The sequence below is a fragment of the Methanoregula sp. genome (assembly GCF_035543475.1).
Lineage (GTDB): Archaea > Halobacteriota > Methanomicrobia > Methanomicrobiales > Methanospirillaceae > Methanoregula.
In genome coordinates, this window is record NZ_DATKKA010000006.1 from 64,428 (window position 1) to 82,451 (window position 18,024).

Annotated in this window: 19 protein-coding genes; 7 read left to right on the forward strand and 12 right to left on the reverse strand. The window is 59.4% G+C overall.

Going from position 1 to position 18,024, the window contains the following annotated elements; translation table 11 throughout:
* Nucleotides 1–135: 135 nt before the first annotated feature.
* On the reverse strand, nt 136–348 hold the full coding sequence (locus VMS83_RS01790; RefSeq protein WP_325409271.1) for a hypothetical protein: 213 nt from the start codon (nt 346–348) through the stop codon (nt 136–138).
* A gap of 256 nt (nt 349–604) precedes the next feature.
* Between VMS83_RS01790 and VMS83_RS01795 the strand changes: the two genes are divergently transcribed.
* Nucleotides 605–988, forward strand: coding sequence for a hypothetical protein (locus VMS83_RS01795; protein WP_325409273.1), 384 nt, complete (start codon nt 605–607; stop codon nt 986–988).
* 90 nt (nt 989–1,078) lie between these two features.
* Here the strand turns inward: VMS83_RS01795 and VMS83_RS01800 are convergent, their stop codons facing one another.
* The 3 genes from VMS83_RS01800 to serS all read right to left on the reverse strand — a co-directional run bounded on the left by VMS83_RS01800 (nt 1,079) and on the right by serS (nt 5,058).
* Nucleotides 1,079–2,110 carry a PEGA domain-containing protein gene (locus VMS83_RS01800; protein WP_325409275.1) on the reverse strand — a complete coding sequence of 344 codons (1,032 nt, stop codon included), beginning with the start codon at nt 2,108–2,110 and terminating at the stop codon, nt 1,079–1,081.
* A 28-nt stretch (nt 2,111–2,138) separates the two neighbouring features.
* Entirely contained in the window at nt 2,139–3,674 is a 1,536-nt protein-coding gene (locus VMS83_RS01805) for a zinc ribbon domain-containing protein (RefSeq protein WP_325409277.1), read from the reverse strand.
* 106 nt (nt 3,675–3,780) lie between these two features.
* Complete coding sequence (gene serS, locus VMS83_RS01810; protein WP_325409279.1) at nt 3,781–5,058, reverse strand: serine--tRNA ligase; 1,278 nt, start codon at nt 5,056–5,058, stop codon at nt 3,781–3,783.
* Nucleotides 5,059–5,486: 428 nt separating this feature from the next.
* Here serS and VMS83_RS01815 point away from each other — a divergent pair, with 428 nt between their 5' ends.
* From VMS83_RS01815 to VMS83_RS01835, 5 genes are all read left to right on the forward strand, one after another.
* Nucleotides 5,487–6,761: an NRAMP family divalent metal transporter gene (locus VMS83_RS01815; RefSeq protein ID WP_325409281.1), complete on the forward strand. Its 1,275-nt coding sequence runs from the start codon at nt 5,487–5,489 to the stop codon at nt 6,759–6,761.
* 5 nt (nt 6,762–6,766) lie between these two features.
* Nucleotides 6,767–6,988 carry a hypothetical protein gene (locus tag VMS83_RS01820; protein WP_325409283.1) on the forward strand — a complete coding sequence of 74 codons (222 nt, stop codon included), beginning with the start codon at nt 6,767–6,769 and terminating at the stop codon, nt 6,986–6,988.
* The gene (locus tag VMS83_RS01825; RefSeq protein WP_325409285.1) at nt 6,985–8,262 is read left to right on the forward strand and encodes a magnesium transporter MgtE N-terminal domain-containing protein; all 1,278 of its coding nucleotides are present in this window, start codon (nt 6,985–6,987) and stop codon (nt 8,260–8,262) included. Before VMS83_RS01820 ends, VMS83_RS01825 begins: the two co-directional genes overlap by 4 nt.
* 28 nt (nt 8,263–8,290) lie before the next feature.
* On the forward strand, nt 8,291–8,923 hold the full coding sequence (locus VMS83_RS01830) for a class I SAM-dependent methyltransferase (protein ID WP_325409287.1): 633 nt from the start codon (nt 8,291–8,293) through the stop codon (nt 8,921–8,923).
* A gap of 94 nt (nt 8,924–9,017) precedes the next feature.
* On the forward strand, nt 9,018–9,551 hold the full coding sequence (locus tag VMS83_RS01835) for a PEGA domain-containing protein (RefSeq protein ID WP_325409289.1): 534 nt from the start codon (nt 9,018–9,020) through the stop codon (nt 9,549–9,551).
* A gap of 132 nt (nt 9,552–9,683) precedes the next feature.
* Here the strand turns inward: VMS83_RS01835 and VMS83_RS01840 are convergent, their stop codons facing one another.
* Complete coding sequence (locus tag VMS83_RS01840; protein WP_325409291.1) at nt 9,684–10,520, reverse strand: PEGA domain-containing protein; 837 nt, start codon at nt 10,518–10,520, stop codon at nt 9,684–9,686.
* Nucleotides 10,521–10,615: 95 nt separating this feature from the next.
* Here VMS83_RS01840 and VMS83_RS01845 point away from each other — a divergent pair, with 95 nt between their 5' ends.
* Nucleotides 10,616–11,269 carry a VTT domain-containing protein gene (locus VMS83_RS01845; protein WP_325409293.1) on the forward strand — a complete coding sequence of 218 codons (654 nt, stop codon included), beginning with the start codon at nt 10,616–10,618 and terminating at the stop codon, nt 11,267–11,269.
* A 41-nt stretch (nt 11,270–11,310) separates the two neighbouring features.
* Here the strand turns inward: VMS83_RS01845 and VMS83_RS01850 are convergent, their stop codons facing one another.
* From VMS83_RS01850 to VMS83_RS01880, 7 genes are all read right to left on the reverse strand, one after another.
* Nucleotides 11,311–12,390, reverse strand: coding sequence for a GHMP kinase (locus VMS83_RS01850; protein ID WP_325409295.1), 1,080 nt, complete (start codon nt 12,388–12,390; stop codon nt 11,311–11,313).
* Nucleotides 12,391–12,583: 193 nt separating this feature from the next.
* Entirely contained in the window at nt 12,584–13,948 is a 1,365-nt protein-coding gene (locus VMS83_RS01855) for a phosphomannomutase/phosphoglucomutase (protein WP_325409297.1), read from the reverse strand.
* An 18-nt stretch (nt 13,949–13,966) separates the two neighbouring features.
* Nucleotides 13,967–14,716 (reverse strand): 2,3-diphosphoglycerate-dependent phosphoglycerate mutase, encoded by a 750-nt coding sequence (gpmA, locus tag VMS83_RS01860; protein ID WP_325409299.1) that lies wholly within the window; start codon nt 14,714–14,716, stop codon nt 13,967–13,969.
* A 101-nt stretch (nt 14,717–14,817) separates the two neighbouring features.
* Nucleotides 14,818–15,378, reverse strand: a complete 561-nt coding sequence (locus tag VMS83_RS01865) for a ferredoxin domain-containing protein (protein WP_325409301.1) — start codon at nt 15,376–15,378, stop codon at nt 14,818–14,820.
* A 72-nt stretch (nt 15,379–15,450) separates the two neighbouring features.
* Entirely contained in the window at nt 15,451–15,873 is a 423-nt protein-coding gene (locus VMS83_RS01870; RefSeq protein WP_325409303.1) for a hotdog fold thioesterase, read from the reverse strand.
* 18 nt (nt 15,874–15,891) lie between these two features.
* Entirely contained in the window at nt 15,892–16,593 is a 702-nt protein-coding gene (locus VMS83_RS01875) for a glycosyltransferase (protein ID WP_325409305.1), read from the reverse strand.
* Between the two features lie 66 nt (nt 16,594–16,659).
* Nucleotides 16,660–18,000: a protoporphyrinogen/coproporphyrinogen oxidase gene (locus tag VMS83_RS01880; protein WP_325409307.1), complete on the reverse strand. Its 1,341-nt coding sequence runs from the start codon at nt 17,998–18,000 to the stop codon at nt 16,660–16,662.
* Nucleotides 18,001–18,024 lie beyond the last annotated feature (24 nt).

Sequence of the window (18,024 nt, forward strand, 5' to 3'; positions counted from 1 at the left end):
ACGCCGGATCACAAGAGAAGAAATCCGGAAAATGAACGGCTCCGCGGCCAAAGAGTTGAGAAATCAGGGGCAGGAAAATAATCTGCGGTACGAAACCCTACGGGCAGCAGCACAACCGGGCAATGCTGGGCCGGTTCAAAGCCTGATGTCTTCCCGGCCGGGACCGTGCAGGTCCGGATCCGGGCCCGGGACGTGGTCGCCGGTACATCCGTTCGGACATTTGAATGAGGAGTGGTAGTAGACTTCGCCAACGATCGGCTTTACCGGGGAGTAAAACGTAGTGCCACAGATCTTGCACTTCAGTTCCCCCGTATGGGCATTGATAAGCAGGGTGTTGATAGGTGCCATGGTTTTTCTTTCCTGGGCGTGATTTCCCGATACTGTTTTAGGATCCTTTCCCGCAGGGCCAGGTGCGTTTGTACTGGCAGCGTTTACCGGCTCTTTGCAGGAGAGAACCATTTCCTTCAATTACCCTGATCTAAAACAAAACAATATATTATAATCTCTTCAAAAATTTTGAAGCCATTGTAATCCCGGTTACAGCCTAGCGACAACCGGGAGCGGGTGCAGATCCTTTATTGTCCCCCGCGTCAACCAAAAATCTATGGAAACAGATGAGACCCAGCAGCGCAATGACCGGCCCAGGCACCACCGCCACCGCGGGTTTATGCTGATCCCGGCCGGGGTCCTTCTCGGCCTCGGGTTCGGCCTGATATTCAGCCATGCCGGGGCGGGGGTACTGATCGGCCTCGGCCTCGGGTTTATCGGGGCAGCCCTCTTCCCGTACACGCGGACCGGTCCCGATGCCAATACAGTTGCGGGGGGCCGGAGGGGATCGGGGATCCTCGCCCTGGTCGGCATATTCCTGACGGTCATCGGCTTCGGTGTCCTCTGGCAGCCGTTCACCGACTGGCCGGTCATTGCGGCGCTCTTCATCATCCTTCTCGGACTCTGGTTCCTCTTCCGGGCATTCTTCCCGGAAAAATAACCGGGCACTTTTTTTGGGCGGCGTTTCTTCTGCGGGAAAAAAGCGGCAGACCCTGACAAGGGCTGGACAGGACTCCCGGAAAAGAGTGTGTTATGCACCGGACCGCGGCCGGATAAGGACAAAGAGAAGGCCCGCGGCAATGCAGGCACCAAGGGTCACCGGCACCGGGAGGGGTGTGGGGATCTCCGGGATCAGGGAGGCCGGCCGGGAGAGCACGATCGTGGTCGTTACCGGCTGGTCAGCGATTACGGTCACCTCGGTCTCGAACGGGACATAGCCTGCGAGCGTGGCATTGACCGTGTGGTTCCCGGCAGCGATCCCGTTCAGGGTCACCGGGGAGATGCCGGCAGCGGTCCCGTCAAGGGTAATATTCGCCCCCTCTGGCGATGTGTTGATGGCAAGCGAGCCGGTCTTTGGCCGGAGCGTGGCAGTCATTTCCGTGGTCGCACCTTCCTCGACCGTTGCGGAGGTGGAGAGCGTCTCGTAGTTGAAGCGCGAGACGTTTACGAGATACGTGCCGGGAGCTAGGCCCGGGATGCTGATCGGGGACCTGCCCTGGTAATTCCCATTGACAACTACAGATGCATCCTCCGGCACCGAGCTGACATTGAGGATGCCGGGGACGGCCTCGACCGGCGTCGTGATAGCGCTTCCCGGCGGGGACGAGGAGGCGGTCACATAGCCGATTCCCGGACTGGAAAGCGTCACCGAGATCGTGCTGTACTGGGCCTCGTTTAAGTTGGCAAGGGAGTTTGGCCCGTCCACCGCCCAGACCGTGTAGGTACCGGCATCGAGCCGGCCCCCGGTTGCGCCCGTCCCCCAGTCGTACTCCCAGTGGTTGTTGCTGTCTACGCTCACCTGCGTGAACCCGCCCTGGTCGGCAGGGTAGTTGATGTTGTCCAGCGCCACGCCGTTTGCCGGCAGGTTGGGGCCGGTGAGGAAGAGGTACACCGTCTGGCTGGTGTAGCAGTACCCGGATAATTTCACGGTGTCGCCGATATAGGACTGGATGGAGCCGGCGGACACCGCACCGGCAAGCAGGACGCAAAGGAGGAGCCCGGCCCAGATGACCCGGCAGACCGGAGCGGGCCGGGATTTTTTGCAGGCTGCCAGAGGTTCCATATGAAAGGGGGGATTTCCCGGGCAGCCTTCAGGTGGTGTTGCCCGTCTTGTTCAGGCTCGTGGTCGTATTCGAGATCGGCAGGGTGGGCATGGGCGTCAGCACCGGGGTCGGGGTGGCAGTCGGGGTTGCAAGAGTGATCTGCAGGTCAACACTGCCGTTGGGCGTGGTGGTGGAGACGGTCTTTACCATGCTGCCGTCCTTGTACAGGGTGACCGTGAGCTGGTCGCCGGAACCGTCCGTCTTCTGTACGGAGATGGCCACGGAGCCGTCAACCGTCGGGATCCGGTAGAAGTGGTCGCCGGTATCGCTGACTGCGGCCTGGGAACCCGGTATGCCCACGAGACCGGAGTAGGTCTTGTCGTAGGTGATCTCGGCCCAGACACCGCTCTGCGGGATGAGTGACTGAGGTGTGGTCGTAACGGCAACCGTGGTCACAACGGCTGTGACCGCGGGGGTCGGCGTCGGTGTGGGGGTGGGAACGGCCGTGGTCGGTACCGGTGTCGTGACCGGCTGGACCACCGTTGTCTTTTGCAGGTTCATCACCACAAATCCCCCGGCCACGATCGCAAGGATGATCACGATGATGATCGCTGCCGCGAGGATCTTCCGGCTCTTCTTCTTTGGTGCTTCGGGCACCGGGGGGATGGGGGGGATCGGCGGCATGGGCGGGAGCGTGGCTGCAAAGGTATCCGGTAACGGGGCTGCTGCGGGAGCTGGTGCATCGGCCGGGGCCGGGCTTTCAGCCGCAGGCGGTACCGCGGGGGCAGGCGCCGGTTCGGCGGGCGGGGCTGTGGGGGAAGGCACAACCGGAGCAGACTCTGCACGGGGCACCGAGTCTGCGATCAGGGGCTCGATCGAGTGGATGATCTGCTCGATAGGCCGTCCAACCCTGCGCTCTCCCGGGAGGTGAGGTGCTGCGGGAGCAGTGGCAATCTGGGGGGCGGCAGGCGGGGCTTCCTCGCTTGATCCGGGAACCTTTGTCCCGCACCGGTTACAGAAAGTCGAACCCGGGGGGATCCGGTTCCCGCACCGGCCGCAGAACGAACCTTCGGGAAGGGACGTGGTCTCGACAGGCTTGGGGGGCAGGTGGCCGGTCTCCACCGTGATCTTCTTGATGGGGCCGGCTCCCTCGATCTTCTTTTTTATTCCGCCGGCAGCATGATCCTGGTGACTCCCTGCCGCAGTCGGGGTATCAGAAGACGCTTCCACAGCAAAAGCCGCAGCTTCTGCAATATTCTTCCTGAGGGCCTTTGTCCATTCATCGGCCTCGCGCCTCCGCTCACCGGCAGTCTGCCGGACAAAGGTGAGCGCCATCTCCCGGGTATCAGCCGTATCGGTCAGGATGGTGAGCGTGATCACCGGATCGCGGATAGCGTTCTCGCTTGCCATAACGTTCCGAATCGTGAAGAGCTGGATCTGCTGGGTCGGGACGACATTCTTCTCGCTATCGATAATAATAAGACGACGATTGGTGAGCACCAGTTCGAACGGCACGGACTTGACCTTTACATGCTGTGCCGTCAGCACGATGGACTCATCGCTTTTGAGATCGGGATAGCCCATGATTACCACGTTCTTGTTGTACTAATCTTGCATGAACTCTGACAAATAGGTATGGATAAAAGGTGCAATGCCGATGACCCGGAAAAGTAATAAAAAAGAATTTTTTTCAGATGAACTCGCGGTCGTTCATGTACTGCCGCAGGACTTCGGGGATCGTCACCGACCCGTCGCGGTTCTGGTAGTTCTCCAGGATACACCGCAGCGCTCTTGAGGTTGCGATCGCGGTCGAATTCAGGGTGTGGACCAGGCGCTTTGACTCGAAATTCTCCTTGTCCCGCACCCGGATATTGAGGCTTGCCGCCTGGTATGCGGTGCAGTTGGAGCAAGAGACCACTTCCTTGTACGCATTCTCCCGGGGCATCCAGGCCTCGATGTCGTACTTTTTTGCGGCCACGGTCCCGATATCCCCGGTGCAGATGTTGACCACATGGTAGGGAAGACCGAGCCGGGTAAAGACCTCCTCGGCATTGGCCAGCAGCTCCTCGTGGATCTGCCAGGAGTCCTCGGGCCTGCAGAAGACGAACTGCTCGATCTTGGTGAACTGGTGGACACGGAAGAGCCCCTTGGTATCCAGGCCGTGCGCCCCGATCTCGCGCCGGAAGCAGGGGGAGAGCCCGCACAGGCGCACCGGCAGGTCCTTTTCCTCGAAGATCTCGTCCTGGTACATCGCGGCGATCGGGTGCTCGCTCGTTGCGATCAGGTAGGCATCGTTGCCGTCGATCTTGTACATGACCTTCTCGAAATCGTCGAGATCGGTCACCCCCTCGTACGAGCTGCGGTTGATCATGAAGGGCGGGACTACCGGGGTAAATCCCTTCTTTTCAAGAAGGTCGAGGGCAAAACGCTGGAGCGCAAGGTCGAGCATGACCAGGCCCCCTTTCAAAAAGTAGAACCCTGCCCCGGAGGTTTTGGCCGCACGCTCGAAGTCCGCCCACCCGTTGTCGGCCGCGAGCTGCCCGTGGTTTTTTACCTCGAAATCAAACGAGCGCGGTGTTCCCACGCGCCGGAGCTCCACGTTCTCCGTATCATCTTTTCCCACCGGCACGCTCTCGTGCAGGATGTTGGGCAGGCGCATAAGACGGGTCTGGATGAGGGCTGTGATCTCCTCCTGCTCGGCATCGTTTGCCTTGATCTTTCCGGGGAGCTCGGCGGCCTCTTTCATCAGCGGCGCCGGGTCTTTTGCCGCCTTCCGTGCCTCGTTGATCTCCCGGGCGATCGTGTTCCTCCGGCGCCGCAGCTCATCGGTCTGGACCTTGAGCTCGCGGGAGCGGGCATCCTTTGCCAGGATCTCGTCCACCCATGCAATCTTCTCTTGTGCATTCCGTTTGAGCAGGTCGGCTTTTACGATCTCCGGGTTTGCCCGTACAAACCTGATTTCAAGCATCTCTTCGCACCTCTCCCCAGGACTCCGCCGGCCATACGTGCCGGATATTCTCCGGCCGGGGCATTCCTGTAACAGTGTTCAACCTCTTTCCTTATTAGGATTCAATGCCCGCAGGGCACCGGAGGCACGGGACACCGGGTACCTGAAAAACCCGTTTTAACGGGATTATTGTTTTAAATCGCCCAATCTGGATTTTGTTTGGTTAAAAACGCCAGAATAGCGCTATTGAGAGGAATTGATGCCCATGATATTCCCGAAACGCAAAATAACGCCCGCCTGAAGCGATATTATTATATGAGCCCGGCGTCCATCAATTAGACATCGGGCCGCAGGAGTACTGCTCCGCGCCTTTTTATGCTGCCATTCGGATCGAATGGGGGGATGACATTCACAATGCACTAGAGCAGAAACAAGTTCGCGGGTGACGTATGGATTTTTTGTCAAGGGTCTATTTTAACTACCGGAGAATTATCAAGACCATCCAGATCTACCTCCTGCTGGCCGGTCCCGGTCTTATTGTCATGATTGCGGACAACGATGCCGGCGGTATCACCACGTATGCGGCAACCGGGGCAAAGTTCGGGTATAACCTGATCTGGTTTCTCATCCTGCTCGGGCCGGTTGCTTACTTTGTCCAGGAGATGACCGTGCGGCTGGGGGCCGTAACCAAGCACGGGCATGCTGAGGCGATCTTTTCCGCATTCGGCTCGTTCTGGGGATGGTTCTCGCTCTGCGACCTGACACTCGTGAACTGGCTGACGCTCGTGACCGAATTTATCGGGATGACCGCAGGCCTTGCGATCTTTGGGATGCCACCGGCGCTCACGGTGCTGATCGTGATCTGCATCATGATGGCCATTGTCGTGTCCGGGCGGTACTGGACCTGGGAGAAGATCACCATGGTGCTCTGCCTCGTGAACCTGATCTATATACCCGCGGCGTTCCTCGTGCACCCTTCCGTGTACCAGGTGATCCATAACGGTCTTATTCCCAATTTCCCGGGCGGGTTTAACGGCGAGCTCTTCTTCTTTTTGATGGCGAACATCGGGACCACGATCGCTCCCTGGATGATCTTCTTCCAGCAGAGCGCGGTCGTGGACAAGAACATGAAGGAGAAGGACATCCCGTGGGGCAAATTCGACACGGTGGTCGGGGCGATGTTCACGGTCCTTGTGGCGGTCTTCATCATTATCGTCACCGGCACGCTGCTCAAGGGCATGAACGTGGAGAGCGCTGCCCAGGCCGCAGGGATCATGATGGCCACGCAACCGTGGGTAGGGACCTTCCTTGCCATCGGTCTCTTCGATGCCGGGTTCCTGGGTGCGCTCTGCATTGCACTCACGAGCTCCTGGGCATTCGGCGAGGTATTTGGGTGGGCGCACTCCCTCAACTACAAGGTCAAGGAGGCCATCTGGTTCTATCTCTTCTACTTCTTCGGCCTTGTTACTGCCGGCTGCGTAGTCCTGATCCCCGGGGCGCCGCTGGTGCTCATCACGCTCTTTGTGCAGGTGGTGGCAGTCACGCTCCTGCCGGCAGCGCTGGTGTTCTTGATCATCCTGCTCAACAACGAAGAGATCATGGGGAAATACAAAAATACCCTCTTTGACAATATTGCGAACATAACGATAGTCACGTGCATCATTGTCGTCTCATCCCTCTACGGCATCAGCACGTTATTCCCGAACCTGTTCGGAGGCGGGTGAAGATCATGGCATTTTCCTTGCAGAACGGAATTATCGAACCGGTAAAGGCGGTCTTTAGTAACGGCGTGGCAGCAGTCCGGGCGATCAACAAAAAGTACGAGCACCCCCGGATTACCATGTCCCCGGGGGTAAAGATGGCGCTCCTTCTCCTGCGGCTCTACCTGATCTTCCTTGTACTGCTGCTCGCCTACAAGTTCTATACGATCATCACGGGGGGTTCATTATGACACAGAACGAGGCTGCCGCAGGTGCGGCAAAACCCGCGGACAAGGAGACCTTTCTTTCCGAGATCCTCGGTGTCCCGGTCGTTCTTAAGGAAAAGAAGATCGGTACGCTCGGGGACCTGATCATTGTTGAAACGGCACGGATCCCCGAGGTGAAGTCGCTCTATGTCAAGAGGTCGTTTGGTTACCCCAGCCTGATCATCCCGTGGGAGAACGTAGTGGAACTGGGGCACCGGATCACGGTTAATATCACGGCCCTCGAACCCTTCGAGGCAAACCCCCCGGAGGATGCCCTCCTCCTCAAGGATTACGTGATGGACAAGAAGGTCCTTGACCTCGAGGAGAGCGAGGTGGAGGTCGTGTACGATATCCGCCTGGTCCAGAGGAACAGGAAACTCTACGTAACCGACGTGGACACCGGCAAATCCGCCCGGCTGCGGAGGTTCGGCCTGGGAAAGCTGACCCGGGTCCTTTCCGCAGATACGGCGGAAGACCAGATGATCTCCTGGACCTATATCCAGCCGCTCCCCAACAACATCGGGAGCTTCAAGGGAGACGTGAAGCTCAAGGTCTTAAAGGAGAACCTGGCAGAGATCCACCCGGTGGACCTCGCCGATATCATCGAGGAGCTCGACCATGACCAGCGGATGGCAGTCTTTGCCTCGCTCGACAACGAGCATGCGTCGGACACCCTTGAAGAGATCGAGCCCAATGTCCAGCGGGACCTTATTGGCTCGCTCGATATTGCAAAAGTAGTCCCTCTTATCAGCGCCATGACTCCCGGGCAGGCGGCCGACATCCTCTCGGTAATTCCCCACTCCCAGGCCGAGGACATTCTCGAGGCCCTCAGCCCCGAGATGGCAAAGAAGGTGAAGGCGATCACGGAGAAACAGGAGGAGAAGGTGATCCACTACACCACCCAGAAGATCCTCCGGTTCCAGCCGGAGACCCTGGTCGAGTACGTGCAGAACGATTACCCGAACCATGCCCGGGGAAAGGACGTGATCATGTACATCTACGTGGTGGATACGCTGGATCGCCTGCTGGGTGTGGTTGACCTCAAGGAACTCCTGATCGCAGACGACAAGGCCCCGCTCTCTGCGATCATGACCGAGAACGTGATCTCGTTAAACGCGGAGAGCACGCTCAAGGAGGCCTCGCAGGAGTTCGAGCGGTACGGCTTCCGGGCCCTGCCGGTCACCGACGACGAGGAGCGCCTGATCGGGGCCATCCCGTACCGTGACGTGATGGACCTGACCCACCACCTTCTCGAATAATTTTTTTTGCACGAGCGGAGGCAGAAGAGTGAAGCAGGAGAGCGGAGCAGGGCCCTGGGAAGGGGAATATGCCCGGAAGGGGCGTCTCTGGGGCGGAGCGGTCCATTTCCTGCCGGCGATCCCCCGCAAAGGACGGGTCCTCGAACTCGGTTGCGGAAACGGGAAGACCAGCCGGGCCCTGCTGGAACGCGGGTGCGAGGTTGTCGGGATAGACCCTGCGCTCACCGCCATCGGGCTCTGCCGGCACCATGCCCCCGGGGAGACCGGCGGGGAGTTTGCCCTGGCCGATGCCCGGAGCCTGCCGTTTACCGACGCCTCGTTTACCGCGGTCATCGCCTTTCACGTGATCGGGCACCTGCCCGGGGAAGAGCGTGAACGGTGCGCACGTGAGGCAGCCCGGGTACTCAACGACGGAGGCACCCTGTATTTTTCCGGTTTTTCAAAGGAGGATTTCCGGGCCGGTAACGGGTGCGAGACAGAGCCCGGCACGTTCCTGCGCAAAAACGGGATCGCGACCCATTATTTTACCGAGAGCGAGGTATTGGCCCTGTTTGGCGAACTGGTCCCCTCCGGCTGCACCACCCGGCGCTGGGCGCTGACAGTGCGCGGGAAGGCCTTCCCCCGGGCCGAGATTGCGGCTGCGTTTACCAAAAAACCCTGATTTCGCCGGAAAAAACGCAAACTGCCGACGCATCATGAAGGAATCCTTAAATGGGCACACAACCTTCTTTTCTCTCGCACATGGAAGTGCTTCTATGAGAAAAGTATTCCTTCTTGTCCTGTTTGTGTGTATTGCCCTGATTGGATGCGCCATGGCCGTAACGCCGGCCGGTAACCAGACGGTTGCCGCAAATGTCACGACCGCACCGCAGCTCATCGGCGGCGACATGGGAACCTACCTCGTTACCGCAAATGTCGAAGGGGCAAACGTTACCTTTGACGCCGACTACAAGGGCGCCATTACCGGCGGCCAGCTCGCGGTACCCGTATACACGACCGGCACGCCCTACCGGACGATCACCGTCCAAGCACCCGGCTATGCAGATTACACTGCAAACATAACCCAGTACCCGGGAAAGAACGAGACCGTGGATATCCCGGTCACGCTTGTCCCGCTCGCCGCGGCTAACACGACTGCAGTCCAGTCAAACGCAACCGCAGCCGTAACCCCGGAAACTACCACCGCAGCCCCGGTCTCCCCGGCCCCGACCACCGCCGGCAGCCTGCCGTTTGCTGCGTGCGGTGCCTTTGTCGTGCTCGGGATCCTTGCGATCCGCTCACGGCGGTAAAGTAATTTCAACTTTTCCTTTTTTTTAAGAAAGCCCGCTCACTGAACAGGGGAGCCCGTCGCGGACTGCACCGTTCTATCCGGGACAATCTTGACCGGTCCATACGGTCATCCGGCACCGGAAAAAAGTGAGTTACCTGCGGCGCAGGAACGCAAAACAACCCAGGGCCATAACGAGGACTCCCAGTACTTCACCGGCACCCGGGGCAGGCGACCGTGGCGTCGGGGGGGCAGCGAGTTCCAGGCTCTCCACCACCCGTGCGGTCTGGCCGGCAGTCACCGTGACATTCCCGGAAAAGGGAAGGAAATTGTCGGCCTCAAGCCGGACCTGGTGTACCCCGGGGGAAATGCCGGTAAAGGTGTACGGGCTGTCACCCGCATAGACCGAATCGATGAACACCTGCACATGTTCCGGCGAGGAATTCACCTCAATGGCCCCGGTTGACCCGGCAGCGGAGGCAGATCCGGCCTGTGCCGGGTTGACTACGATATGATCGATACCGGGCAGGAGCGATGAATCGTCAAACTCCCGGGAGTACCCGTCCGGGAAGGTCACCGTAGTGATCCGGGGTGTGAAGTCCGCGGAGATCACGCTGCTCACCGCGGAATTCCGGAGTGCAGCCTGTGCATTGGTAAAGTTCATCGACGCTGTCCGGTATTCCGTCCCGGTTGGCACGGCACTGGTATCGGCAAAGTCCTTCAGGAGCAGGACAGCCTCGGAGGTGGAGAACGAGAGCACCTGAGGGGGTTCGTTACTGGTAGCAAGGCCCCGGGTCACCTGGTCCTGGAGCACCGAGACCGGGATCGCGTTCTCGATAACACCCTGGAGCGTGAAGTGGAAATCCGCGGTGGCATCGCCGTTTGCTTTTACCGTAATGGCAAGGGAGTCCGCCGTAAATGCAGCCGCCGGGACGCAGGAGAGGAACGCAAGGCAGAGGAGCACGCAGGATATCCGGGCAATCGGAAACATAGGATATGATACAGTGGTATGTTCTTTTGTTAAAGCCTTCCCGACCGTGGTACCTCAGGTTGATATAGGCAGGTTACCCCATATCTGTACTATCCATGATGGAGCCGCTCGTCGATCTGATCTTCCATCTCGATCAGCATCTTGCCGGTGTCGTGCACAGCTACGGTCTCTGGACCTACCTGATCCTCTTTGCCATCATCTTCTTTGAGACCGGCCTCGTCATTATGCCCTTTTTGCCCGGCGACTCCCTGCTCTTTGTCTCCGGGGTTCTTGCCGCCGGCGGGATCCTCAACCTCCACCTCCTCCTTGCGGCCTTTATCCTGGGAGCCGTTCTTGGAGATACCGTCAACTACTGGCTGGGCAGTTATATCGGGCTCCACGTCTTCCGGGAGCGATTCCCGAACCTGATCAAAAAAGAGTACCTGGACGATACCTATGCGTTCTACGAAAAGTACGGCGGGACCACGATCTTCGCGGCCCGGTTCGTGCCGGTTGTACGGTCGTTTGCGCCCTTCCTTGCCGGTGTCGGGAACATGGAGTACCACCGGTTCCTGTTCTACAACGTGCTCGGTGCGGTGGCCTGGACCCTGGCCGTCGTGATGGCAGGCTTTTACCTGGGCCGTGTCCCCATCGTGCATCAGAACATGAGTATCCTGATCATTCTCGCGGCTGCGACCATGGCGGTCACGATCCTGTTACTCGTTATCGGCATCATCTCCTCGTGCCGGCAGCAGAAGAAGGAAGACTGACGAAAAAACGTTTCCGGCAGGGTGCAAAAAAAGAGAGGAACTTATTTTTCGCAGGTGATGGTCATACCGTTGTTGTCCACTTTCGTGGCAATCGCAATGGAGAGGCCAAGGGGCGAGAGGATCTTCTGGATCTCTTTTTTGCTCTTGTCCGTGACAACCGCAATCGACGGCCCCACCGAGCTCATGCCCACGAACTCGAGGCCGGCCTCGCGGAGCGTGCTCATGTACTGGTAGATCCGGTAGCTGTGGTGCTCCACTTCGGCCCGCTTTGAGCCGCGGAACTCGATCTCCCAGATGACATCCCCGATCTTTTTTAAGTCATGCCGTTCGAGCGCCGGGACAAGGTCCATCAGGAACAGGTATGCCTTGAGTTCCCGGTCCCGGTAATCCAGCGTCCGTGCCCGGTTCATGAGGAGATCGAACTCTTTTGTGCCGGCAGAGGAGATGTCGGTCGGGGGGACCACGATAAAGACGTTTTTTCCTTCGGCAAACGGGTGGTGGTACACGAGCACGAGTTCGTCGCCCATCACTGCCATGCCGCCATGGGTACTCGCCGCCGGACCAACGCCGGTCTCGAAGCCAAACGCGATGGTCCCGTCGGCTGTCTCCTCCACGTAATTGTGCCCGATGAGCGAGCGCAGCTCCGCGTTCGTGAGCGGGTTACCGACCGCCTCGTTTAAGGCCGTCGCCACCGCGATCATCACCGTGCTCGTTGATCCGAGCCCCACGTGCTTGCGCTCGTGGTCAACCGCCTTGATCGAAAATCCGCCGGTGTAACCGACGGCCTTAGTGAAGACCGCCACGAAATTCTCGATGATAGCCGACCGGTTGTAGTCTATGGTCAGGCCCTGCCGGGTGCACTCGACCTCGGCAGTGCAGTAGCACTGGATCGCAAAGCCGACACCCCCGCCGCCGGCATGGTCCGGGGCAAACCGGTTCATGTCAAGGACCGTGAGGTGGATCCGGGCCGGGGCCCTGACCACAACCTTACCCTTTTTGGGCCGGAGCTTGTAGGTGTTCTTCTCAAGGCCGAGCGTTTTTACAATCTCACCCGGGAGGAAGGTCCGGAATTCGTATTCCACGAGATCGAGATCGCCGCCACGTATCATCATCACTGGCATGGTCTGTCAGTGGTTATGATCCCTCCCGGCACGAAAAGGTTTCGGTACTTCTCCCGGTGCAGGACGGTGATGCCGGACCATCATAACCATGCCGGAAAAGAAATGTTCCCGCCGGCTTTATACCCCGACAGAGGATAAACGGTGGTACAAGCCGGTTGTATAAGGGCGGCGCGCCGGATCAGCCTTCTCCTGCCTATCCCGGTTCTATTTCCATTGACGGGTCCGTATCCCGTATCACTTCAAGGACAGCGTTGAGCCTCTCGTCCCTTGCAGTTTTTGTGCCGGCCTCAAGATTGAGCCGGACAACCGGCTCAGTATTGGACGGGCGCAGGTTGAACCACCATGACGGGTATTCCATGGTCAGGCCATCAAGAACATCGGTGCCTGCATCGCGAAACACAGCCCGGAGAGCAGCGGTGATGGCTTCCCACCGGTCGGTCCGGATATTGATCTCGCCGGTGGAAGAGTATTTTTTGAGCGGTGCGATGAGCTGAGAGAGCGGCTGATCTTTTATCGACAGGAGGTTTACCATCTGGGCCATGACAAAGATGCCGTTGTCGCAGAACCCCGTCTCCCGGAAGTAATAATGGCCCGAAAGCTCGCCGGCAAAAAGGGCGTTCTCCTGCCGCATCTGCTCCTTAATGAATGCATGGCCCACCCGGCAGCGCACCGCCCGCCCGCCAAGGCGGGTGATGGTTTCGGCAACTACCCGGCTCGAACGCAGGTCATAGAGAAAGGTCGCGCCCGGTGAATGTACAAGGAACGCTTCTGCGATTAGGGCAGTGACAAGGTCAGCCGGGATACGTTCCCCCTTTTCGTCCACAAAGATGCACCGGTCTGCATCGCCATCAAATGCAACTCCGAAATCTGCCTTGCCGTCACGGACAAGGGTTGTAAGATCATCCGTTGCGGAAGAGAGGAACGGATTTGGGCCGTGATGGGGGAACCGCTCGTCAGGCTGGAGGTTGATTGCCAGGGGTACAAGGATCGGAAGGAAAGAAAACAGCCGCGGGATCTCCGGACCTGCCATGCCGTCGCCGGCATCGATTGCAATCCTGAGGGGACGCGGATTATTGACGGAGCGGGCTACCATGGCAAGGTACTCGTCCCTCATATCCCCGGTCCGGTACGGGCCGGGAGATTGGACGGGATGTGCGCCCTCGTGCATTTCTCCAACCATGCGCTGGAGCACCGGCAACCCCTCATTACCGGAAAGAGGGATAGCATGTTCCCTTGAGAGTTTGATGCCATTTGTTGCCGGGGGGAGGTGGGAGGCGGTCACCATTGCGCTGCCATGAAATTTCCCTTTGATGGTGGCATAGTAGAGGAGAGGGGAACTTGTCATGCCAAAATCGGTGACGGCCCCCCCTGCCCCGGTATATCCCCGGATAAACGCGGCTGCAAGCGCCGGTGATGAGGGGCGGCAGTCCCGGCCAACCGCAATCTCCCCGCGGTCGAGGAGGCATGCAAAAGCAGCGCCGATCTTTTCGGCAACAGTCTCGTCCAGTTCGACCGGGTATGCACCACGGACATCGTACGCCTTGAAGATACCGGTCATAAAAATCACGTCACCCGCCTATTTCTTTGCGGAGGCCTGGTCCGCCACCGAGGCGGTCGCCAGCCGGATTTCTTCGGCGTCACCGAGATAGTAATGGCGGATCGGGTGCAGGTGGTCGTCGAGCTCGTACACAAGGGGGAAACCGGTCGGGATGTTGAGCCCGGTGATCTCGTCATCGGGCACGTGGTCGAGGTACTTGACCAGCGCACGGATGCTGTTCCCGTGGGCCGCGACAAGGATCCGCTTTTTCTCCCGTACGGCCGGGGCAATGGTCCCCTCCCAGTACGGTACCACCCGGGCAAGCGTATCCGCGAGCGATTCGGTGGCCGGCAGCGCCTCCGGCCCCATGCCGGTATACCGGGGATCGAACCGGGGATGGCGGGGATCGCTGTCGGCAAGTGCCGGGGGCCGTACGGCATACCCCCGCCGCCAGAGCAAAACCTGTTCTTTCCCATACTTCTCGGTGGTCTCGCGCTTGTCCAGCCCCTGGAGGGCACCGTAATGGCGCTCGTTGAGCCGCCACGAGTGGTGGACCGGAAGGTACATCAGGTCCATTTTGTCGAGGACGATCCAGAGGGTCCGGATTGCACGGCGGAGCATGGAGGTATAGCAGAGATCAAACGAGAGACCGGCCTCCGCAATCAGGCGGGCAGACCGCGCTGCCTCCTCCCTTCCTTTCTCTGACAGGTCGACATCGGTCCAGCCGGTGAACCGGTTCTCCCGGTTCCAGGTACTCTCACCGTGACGAAGCAGGACAATGGTGTACATGGGAAATCCTTCTGATAGGATCTGTGCTCCCGGATTAAAAGAAAGGCGATGCAAAGGTGATCGGAGATCTGCCCCCGCGCAAATCCCAAAAAAAAGGTTCCTTATTTCGGTGACGGCCGGTCAAAGTAGATGCTCTTTCCCGATGCCGAGAGCGGGATCGCGTAGGCCGCCGTGCAGTCCTTCCCGAGGAACCCAAGGGCCATTGCGATTGACCCGGCCGAGTACATAACCCGGTTGTCCACGTTGTGGATCTGGGCGGTCTTGGCCGCGGAGCCGACCGCGATCCCGAGGTCCGCCATCCTCACCGCGCAGTTCGGGCCGGCAAACGGCGTGGTCTGCTTCTTTACCGCACCTGCTGCCTTTGCAAAGGCCGCACAGGAGGGGTACCCGCAGGCCCCGCAGTTGATCCCGACAAAGACCCTGCCCCGGGCGCCGATCACGATGCAGGCATCGCTTGCAGCGACATTGCCCGCATCGCGCAGGAAAAAGCCGACACCGTTTTTCGTGCCAAACTCTTCCATCGCCTTAGCGACTTTCTTTTTCTGAGCAGCGGAGAGCACCGTGATGATGATCTCGTCCTGCCCCTTTGCCTTGGGCGCTGTCCGGGCCGCAAGCGCCATGAGCCCGGCGACTGTGGCCACCGCATCCTTTTCAGCAGTCATACGGGAATATGGGATGCCAAAGAGCGATAAAAGGATAGGTTGCCGCAGGGAAAGGAAGGTCCCCTGCAGGAACTACGGGGAGACCCGGAACGCCACACCATCGAAGACGGCAATGATCCGTTCGCCCTCGTACACGGTGACGCGGTGCGTCTCGCAGGTACCATTCGATCCCACGCGCTCGGCCACCGCCACGAGCCTTCCCTTTGCCGGGGCGACATACTGGATGTGGACGGAGACCGCGGTGCGATGGACGTTCCCGCAGTTGGAGGCGATCCCGAACGCATGGTCGGCGAGCGCAAAGATCGCCCCCCCGTGGGCAACGCCATGGGGATTGCACTTGCCCTCGCAGTCCATCTCGACCCGGGCATAGCCGTCCCGGGCCTCGGTGATGTGCAGCCCCAGGAGCCGGCCAAACCCGCTCTCCTCGAACTCGGTAATCCGGTCAGCAACAGAGACCGGTGCAGGTTCGTTACGATCCTTCCCTGGCCTGGTCATACATCTCCCGGGTCAGGATCACTTGTTGTATTTTTTCTGGGAATAGGCATACTTCTGGGACTCCCCGCCATGCCCGACGATATAGAGCCACTCGTACAGGGACTTGAACGTGCCGTACTGCTGGTACCGGCGCATGGAAAAGCCGACCTTAAGTTTCCCGTCGAACCGGATCTTCCCCTGGTCCTTCATGCGCATCGCGATCTCAAGGTCGTCCCCGGCATCGATGCAGCGGTACATGCCGGCCCGGAGGAAGGCATCCTTCCTGAACGCCGTGTTGCAGCCGAGCGTGTAATAGAAGGTGCGGCTGTAATACCCGATCCGGGAGAAGGTGTTTGCAAGGAGGAGCGAGAAGTGGTTCCCGAGCGTGTCCTCGATAGGGTACACCGGCCCGTACAGCTGGACTACTGCAGGATCGGAAAAGTCCGTCTGTACGCGCTCCACCCAGTCGGGGGGGAGGATGCAGTCGGCATCGGTAGAGGCGATGATCTCGCCTTTTGCCGCCATCACGCCGTCGTTCCGGGCGCCACCGACCTTCCTGCTGGTCTGGACAAAGACCATGTCGGCGTACTTCCGGGCGATCTCGCAGGTCTTGTCCGTTGAGCCTCCATCTACCACGATGACCTCGTACTCGCTCCGGGCAAGGGTCTGGTGCGAGAGCGATACAAGGCACTGGGCAATGTTCTCCTCTTCATTAAAGGAGGGGACGATGACCGAGATCATGCGGGGCAAAAAACTCCTGTACTTTTTTTGGGTTCGCGTAATAATAAGGGTGCTGCCGCATCCAGCCTATGCCGGGTGCGCCTGCACGAAATCCAGCACGCTCCGGATGCACCCGTCCATGTTGAGGTACTCGAACTGCGCAAACCGGCCCACGAGCGGGATCCCGATCGATGCGCAGTAATCACGGACAATGGCAATATTCTTCTGGTAGTCCCGGTCGTACACCACGTAGGCAAACGGCTGGCGTTCCACGGAGGAGAAGATGATCCGGTCCGGGGTGACAAGGCCCATGGTTCCCAGGGTCGTGGTTACCTCGGCGAGAAGATCATTGTCACTCATCTGCGCCACGGGATCACCGGGCTGGTACGTGATCTCGGCAAGGATCGCGCTGCAGCCCTCCGGGGCCACGTGCCGGCTGTACTGCGAGGGAAACGAGACCCGGTTGGTCTTCCCGAGCACCGGGTCGGGGATATAGAGCCACGAGTAGTCCGGGACTGTCCCCCGGACCCCGATATTGACACAGACAAGCGAGTTGTACGTGAGCGCACCGCAGGCCTTCCTCACGTCCTCCGGCACCCCCTCGAGGGCAGCGAGGAGGTGCTGGACCGGGATGGTGGAGATGATCCGGTCCGCCTCGATCGTCTCTTTGCCATCGCTGATCAGCCATGCCTTACCCTTCTTCCGGATCGAGCGGACGACAAAACCTGTCCGGATGAAGGGTTCTACCGGTCGGGCGATCGCCTTTACGAGTGCCTCGATCCCGCCGTCCAGCGGGTAACTGAAGACCGACTGGTGGGTATAACCTTCCGTGGGAATACCGATGGCTGACTTGATCACATCGTCGACCGGCGGCCGGGGAATACGCCCGTCTACCCAGTGCAGGGACATGTGATGCGTGGGATACTTCCAGATCTTCTCGTTATACGGCACCATGTAGCATTCGGCAATCCCTTTCCCGAACGTGTAATAGATCCAGTCACGGAAAGTCTCGGGAGGTGCCACTTCGCCTTTCTCCACGGAAAGGAGGGTTTTGACAAACTCGGAGATGCAGAAGAACCGGTCCTCCGCCGGGAGGTCCGCAAGGCCGTTCTCGAAGGGGTACTTCACGTACCGGTCCTTGTAGAAGATCTTCGTGTTCCGGGCATTCTCCTGCATGTTGCCCGCGATCATCTCCCGCATGAACGAGAGAACCTCGGTGTCCCGCGAAAAGATGATGTGCGAGCCACCGGTATCAAAGGTAAAACCATCCTTCGTGCGGGACCGGCAGAGCCCGCCATAGACCGGTTCTGCTTCGAGGACCACGATGTCCGCGCCCTGCTTGTACAGGAGCCGGGCCAGCGTCAGGCCGGACAGGCCGCCCCCAAGGATTGCAGTCTTCACTGCCTCAAATGTTTGCGGGCGGATCATATAGAACTCACGTTAAAATCTTTC

Bases quoted from the DNA above. Each gene is read 5' to 3' on its own strand.
- VMS83_RS01820 (WP_325409283.1), top strand. From the start codon at position 6,767: ATGGCATTTTCCTTGCAGAACGGAATTATCGAACCGGTAAAGGCGGTC.
- VMS83_RS01880 (WP_325409307.1), bottom strand. From the start codon at position 18,000: ATGATCCGCCCGCAAACATTTGAGGCAGTGAAGACTGCAATCCTTGGG.
- VMS83_RS01855 (WP_325409297.1), bottom strand. From the start codon at position 13,948: ATGACCGGTATCTTCAAGGCGTACGATGTCCGTGGTGCATACCCGGTC.
- VMS83_RS01845 (WP_325409293.1), top strand. From the start codon at position 10,616: ATGATGGAGCCGCTCGTCGATCTGATCTTCCATCTCGATCAGCATCTT.
- VMS83_RS01815 (WP_325409281.1), top strand. From the start codon at position 5,487: ATGGATTTTTTGTCAAGGGTCTATTTTAACTACCGGAGAATTATCAAG.
- VMS83_RS01870 (WP_325409303.1), bottom strand. From the start codon at position 15,873: ATGACCAGGCCAGGGAAGGATCGTAACGAACCTGCACCGGTCTCTGTT.
- VMS83_RS01875 (WP_325409305.1), bottom strand. From the start codon at position 16,593: ATGATCTCGGTCATCGTCCCCTCCTTTAATGAAGAGGAGAACATTGCC.
- VMS83_RS01835 (WP_325409289.1), top strand. From the start codon at position 9,018: ATGAGAAAAGTATTCCTTCTTGTCCTGTTTGTGTGTATTGCCCTGATT.
- VMS83_RS01825 (WP_325409285.1), top strand. From the start codon at position 6,985: ATGACACAGAACGAGGCTGCCGCAGGTGCGGCAAAACCCGCGGACAAG.
- VMS83_RS01790 (WP_325409271.1), bottom strand. From the start codon at position 348: ATGGCACCTATCAACACCCTGCTTATCAATGCCCATACGGGGGAACTG.
- VMS83_RS01865 (WP_325409301.1), bottom strand. From the start codon at position 15,378: ATGACTGCTGAAAAGGATGCGGTGGCCACAGTCGCCGGGCTCATGGCG.
- VMS83_RS01850 (WP_325409295.1), bottom strand. From the start codon at position 12,390: ATGCCAGTGATGATGATACGTGGCGGCGATCTCGATCTCGTGGAATAC.
- gpmA (WP_325409299.1), bottom strand. From the start codon at position 14,716: ATGTACACCATTGTCCTGCTTCGTCACGGTGAGAGTACCTGGAACCGG.
- VMS83_RS01795 (WP_325409273.1), top strand. From the start codon at position 605: ATGGAAACAGATGAGACCCAGCAGCGCAATGACCGGCCCAGGCACCAC.
- VMS83_RS01840 (WP_325409291.1), bottom strand. From the start codon at position 10,520: ATGTTTCCGATTGCCCGGATATCCTGCGTGCTCCTCTGCCTTGCGTTC.
- VMS83_RS01805 (WP_325409277.1), bottom strand. From the start codon at position 3,674: ATGGGCTATCCCGATCTCAAAAGCGATGAGTCCATCGTGCTGACGGCA.
- VMS83_RS01800 (WP_325409275.1), bottom strand. From the start codon at position 2,110: ATGGAACCTCTGGCAGCCTGCAAAAAATCCCGGCCCGCTCCGGTCTGC.
- serS (WP_325409279.1), bottom strand. From the start codon at position 5,058: ATGCTTGAAATCAGGTTTGTACGGGCAAACCCGGAGATCGTAAAAGCC.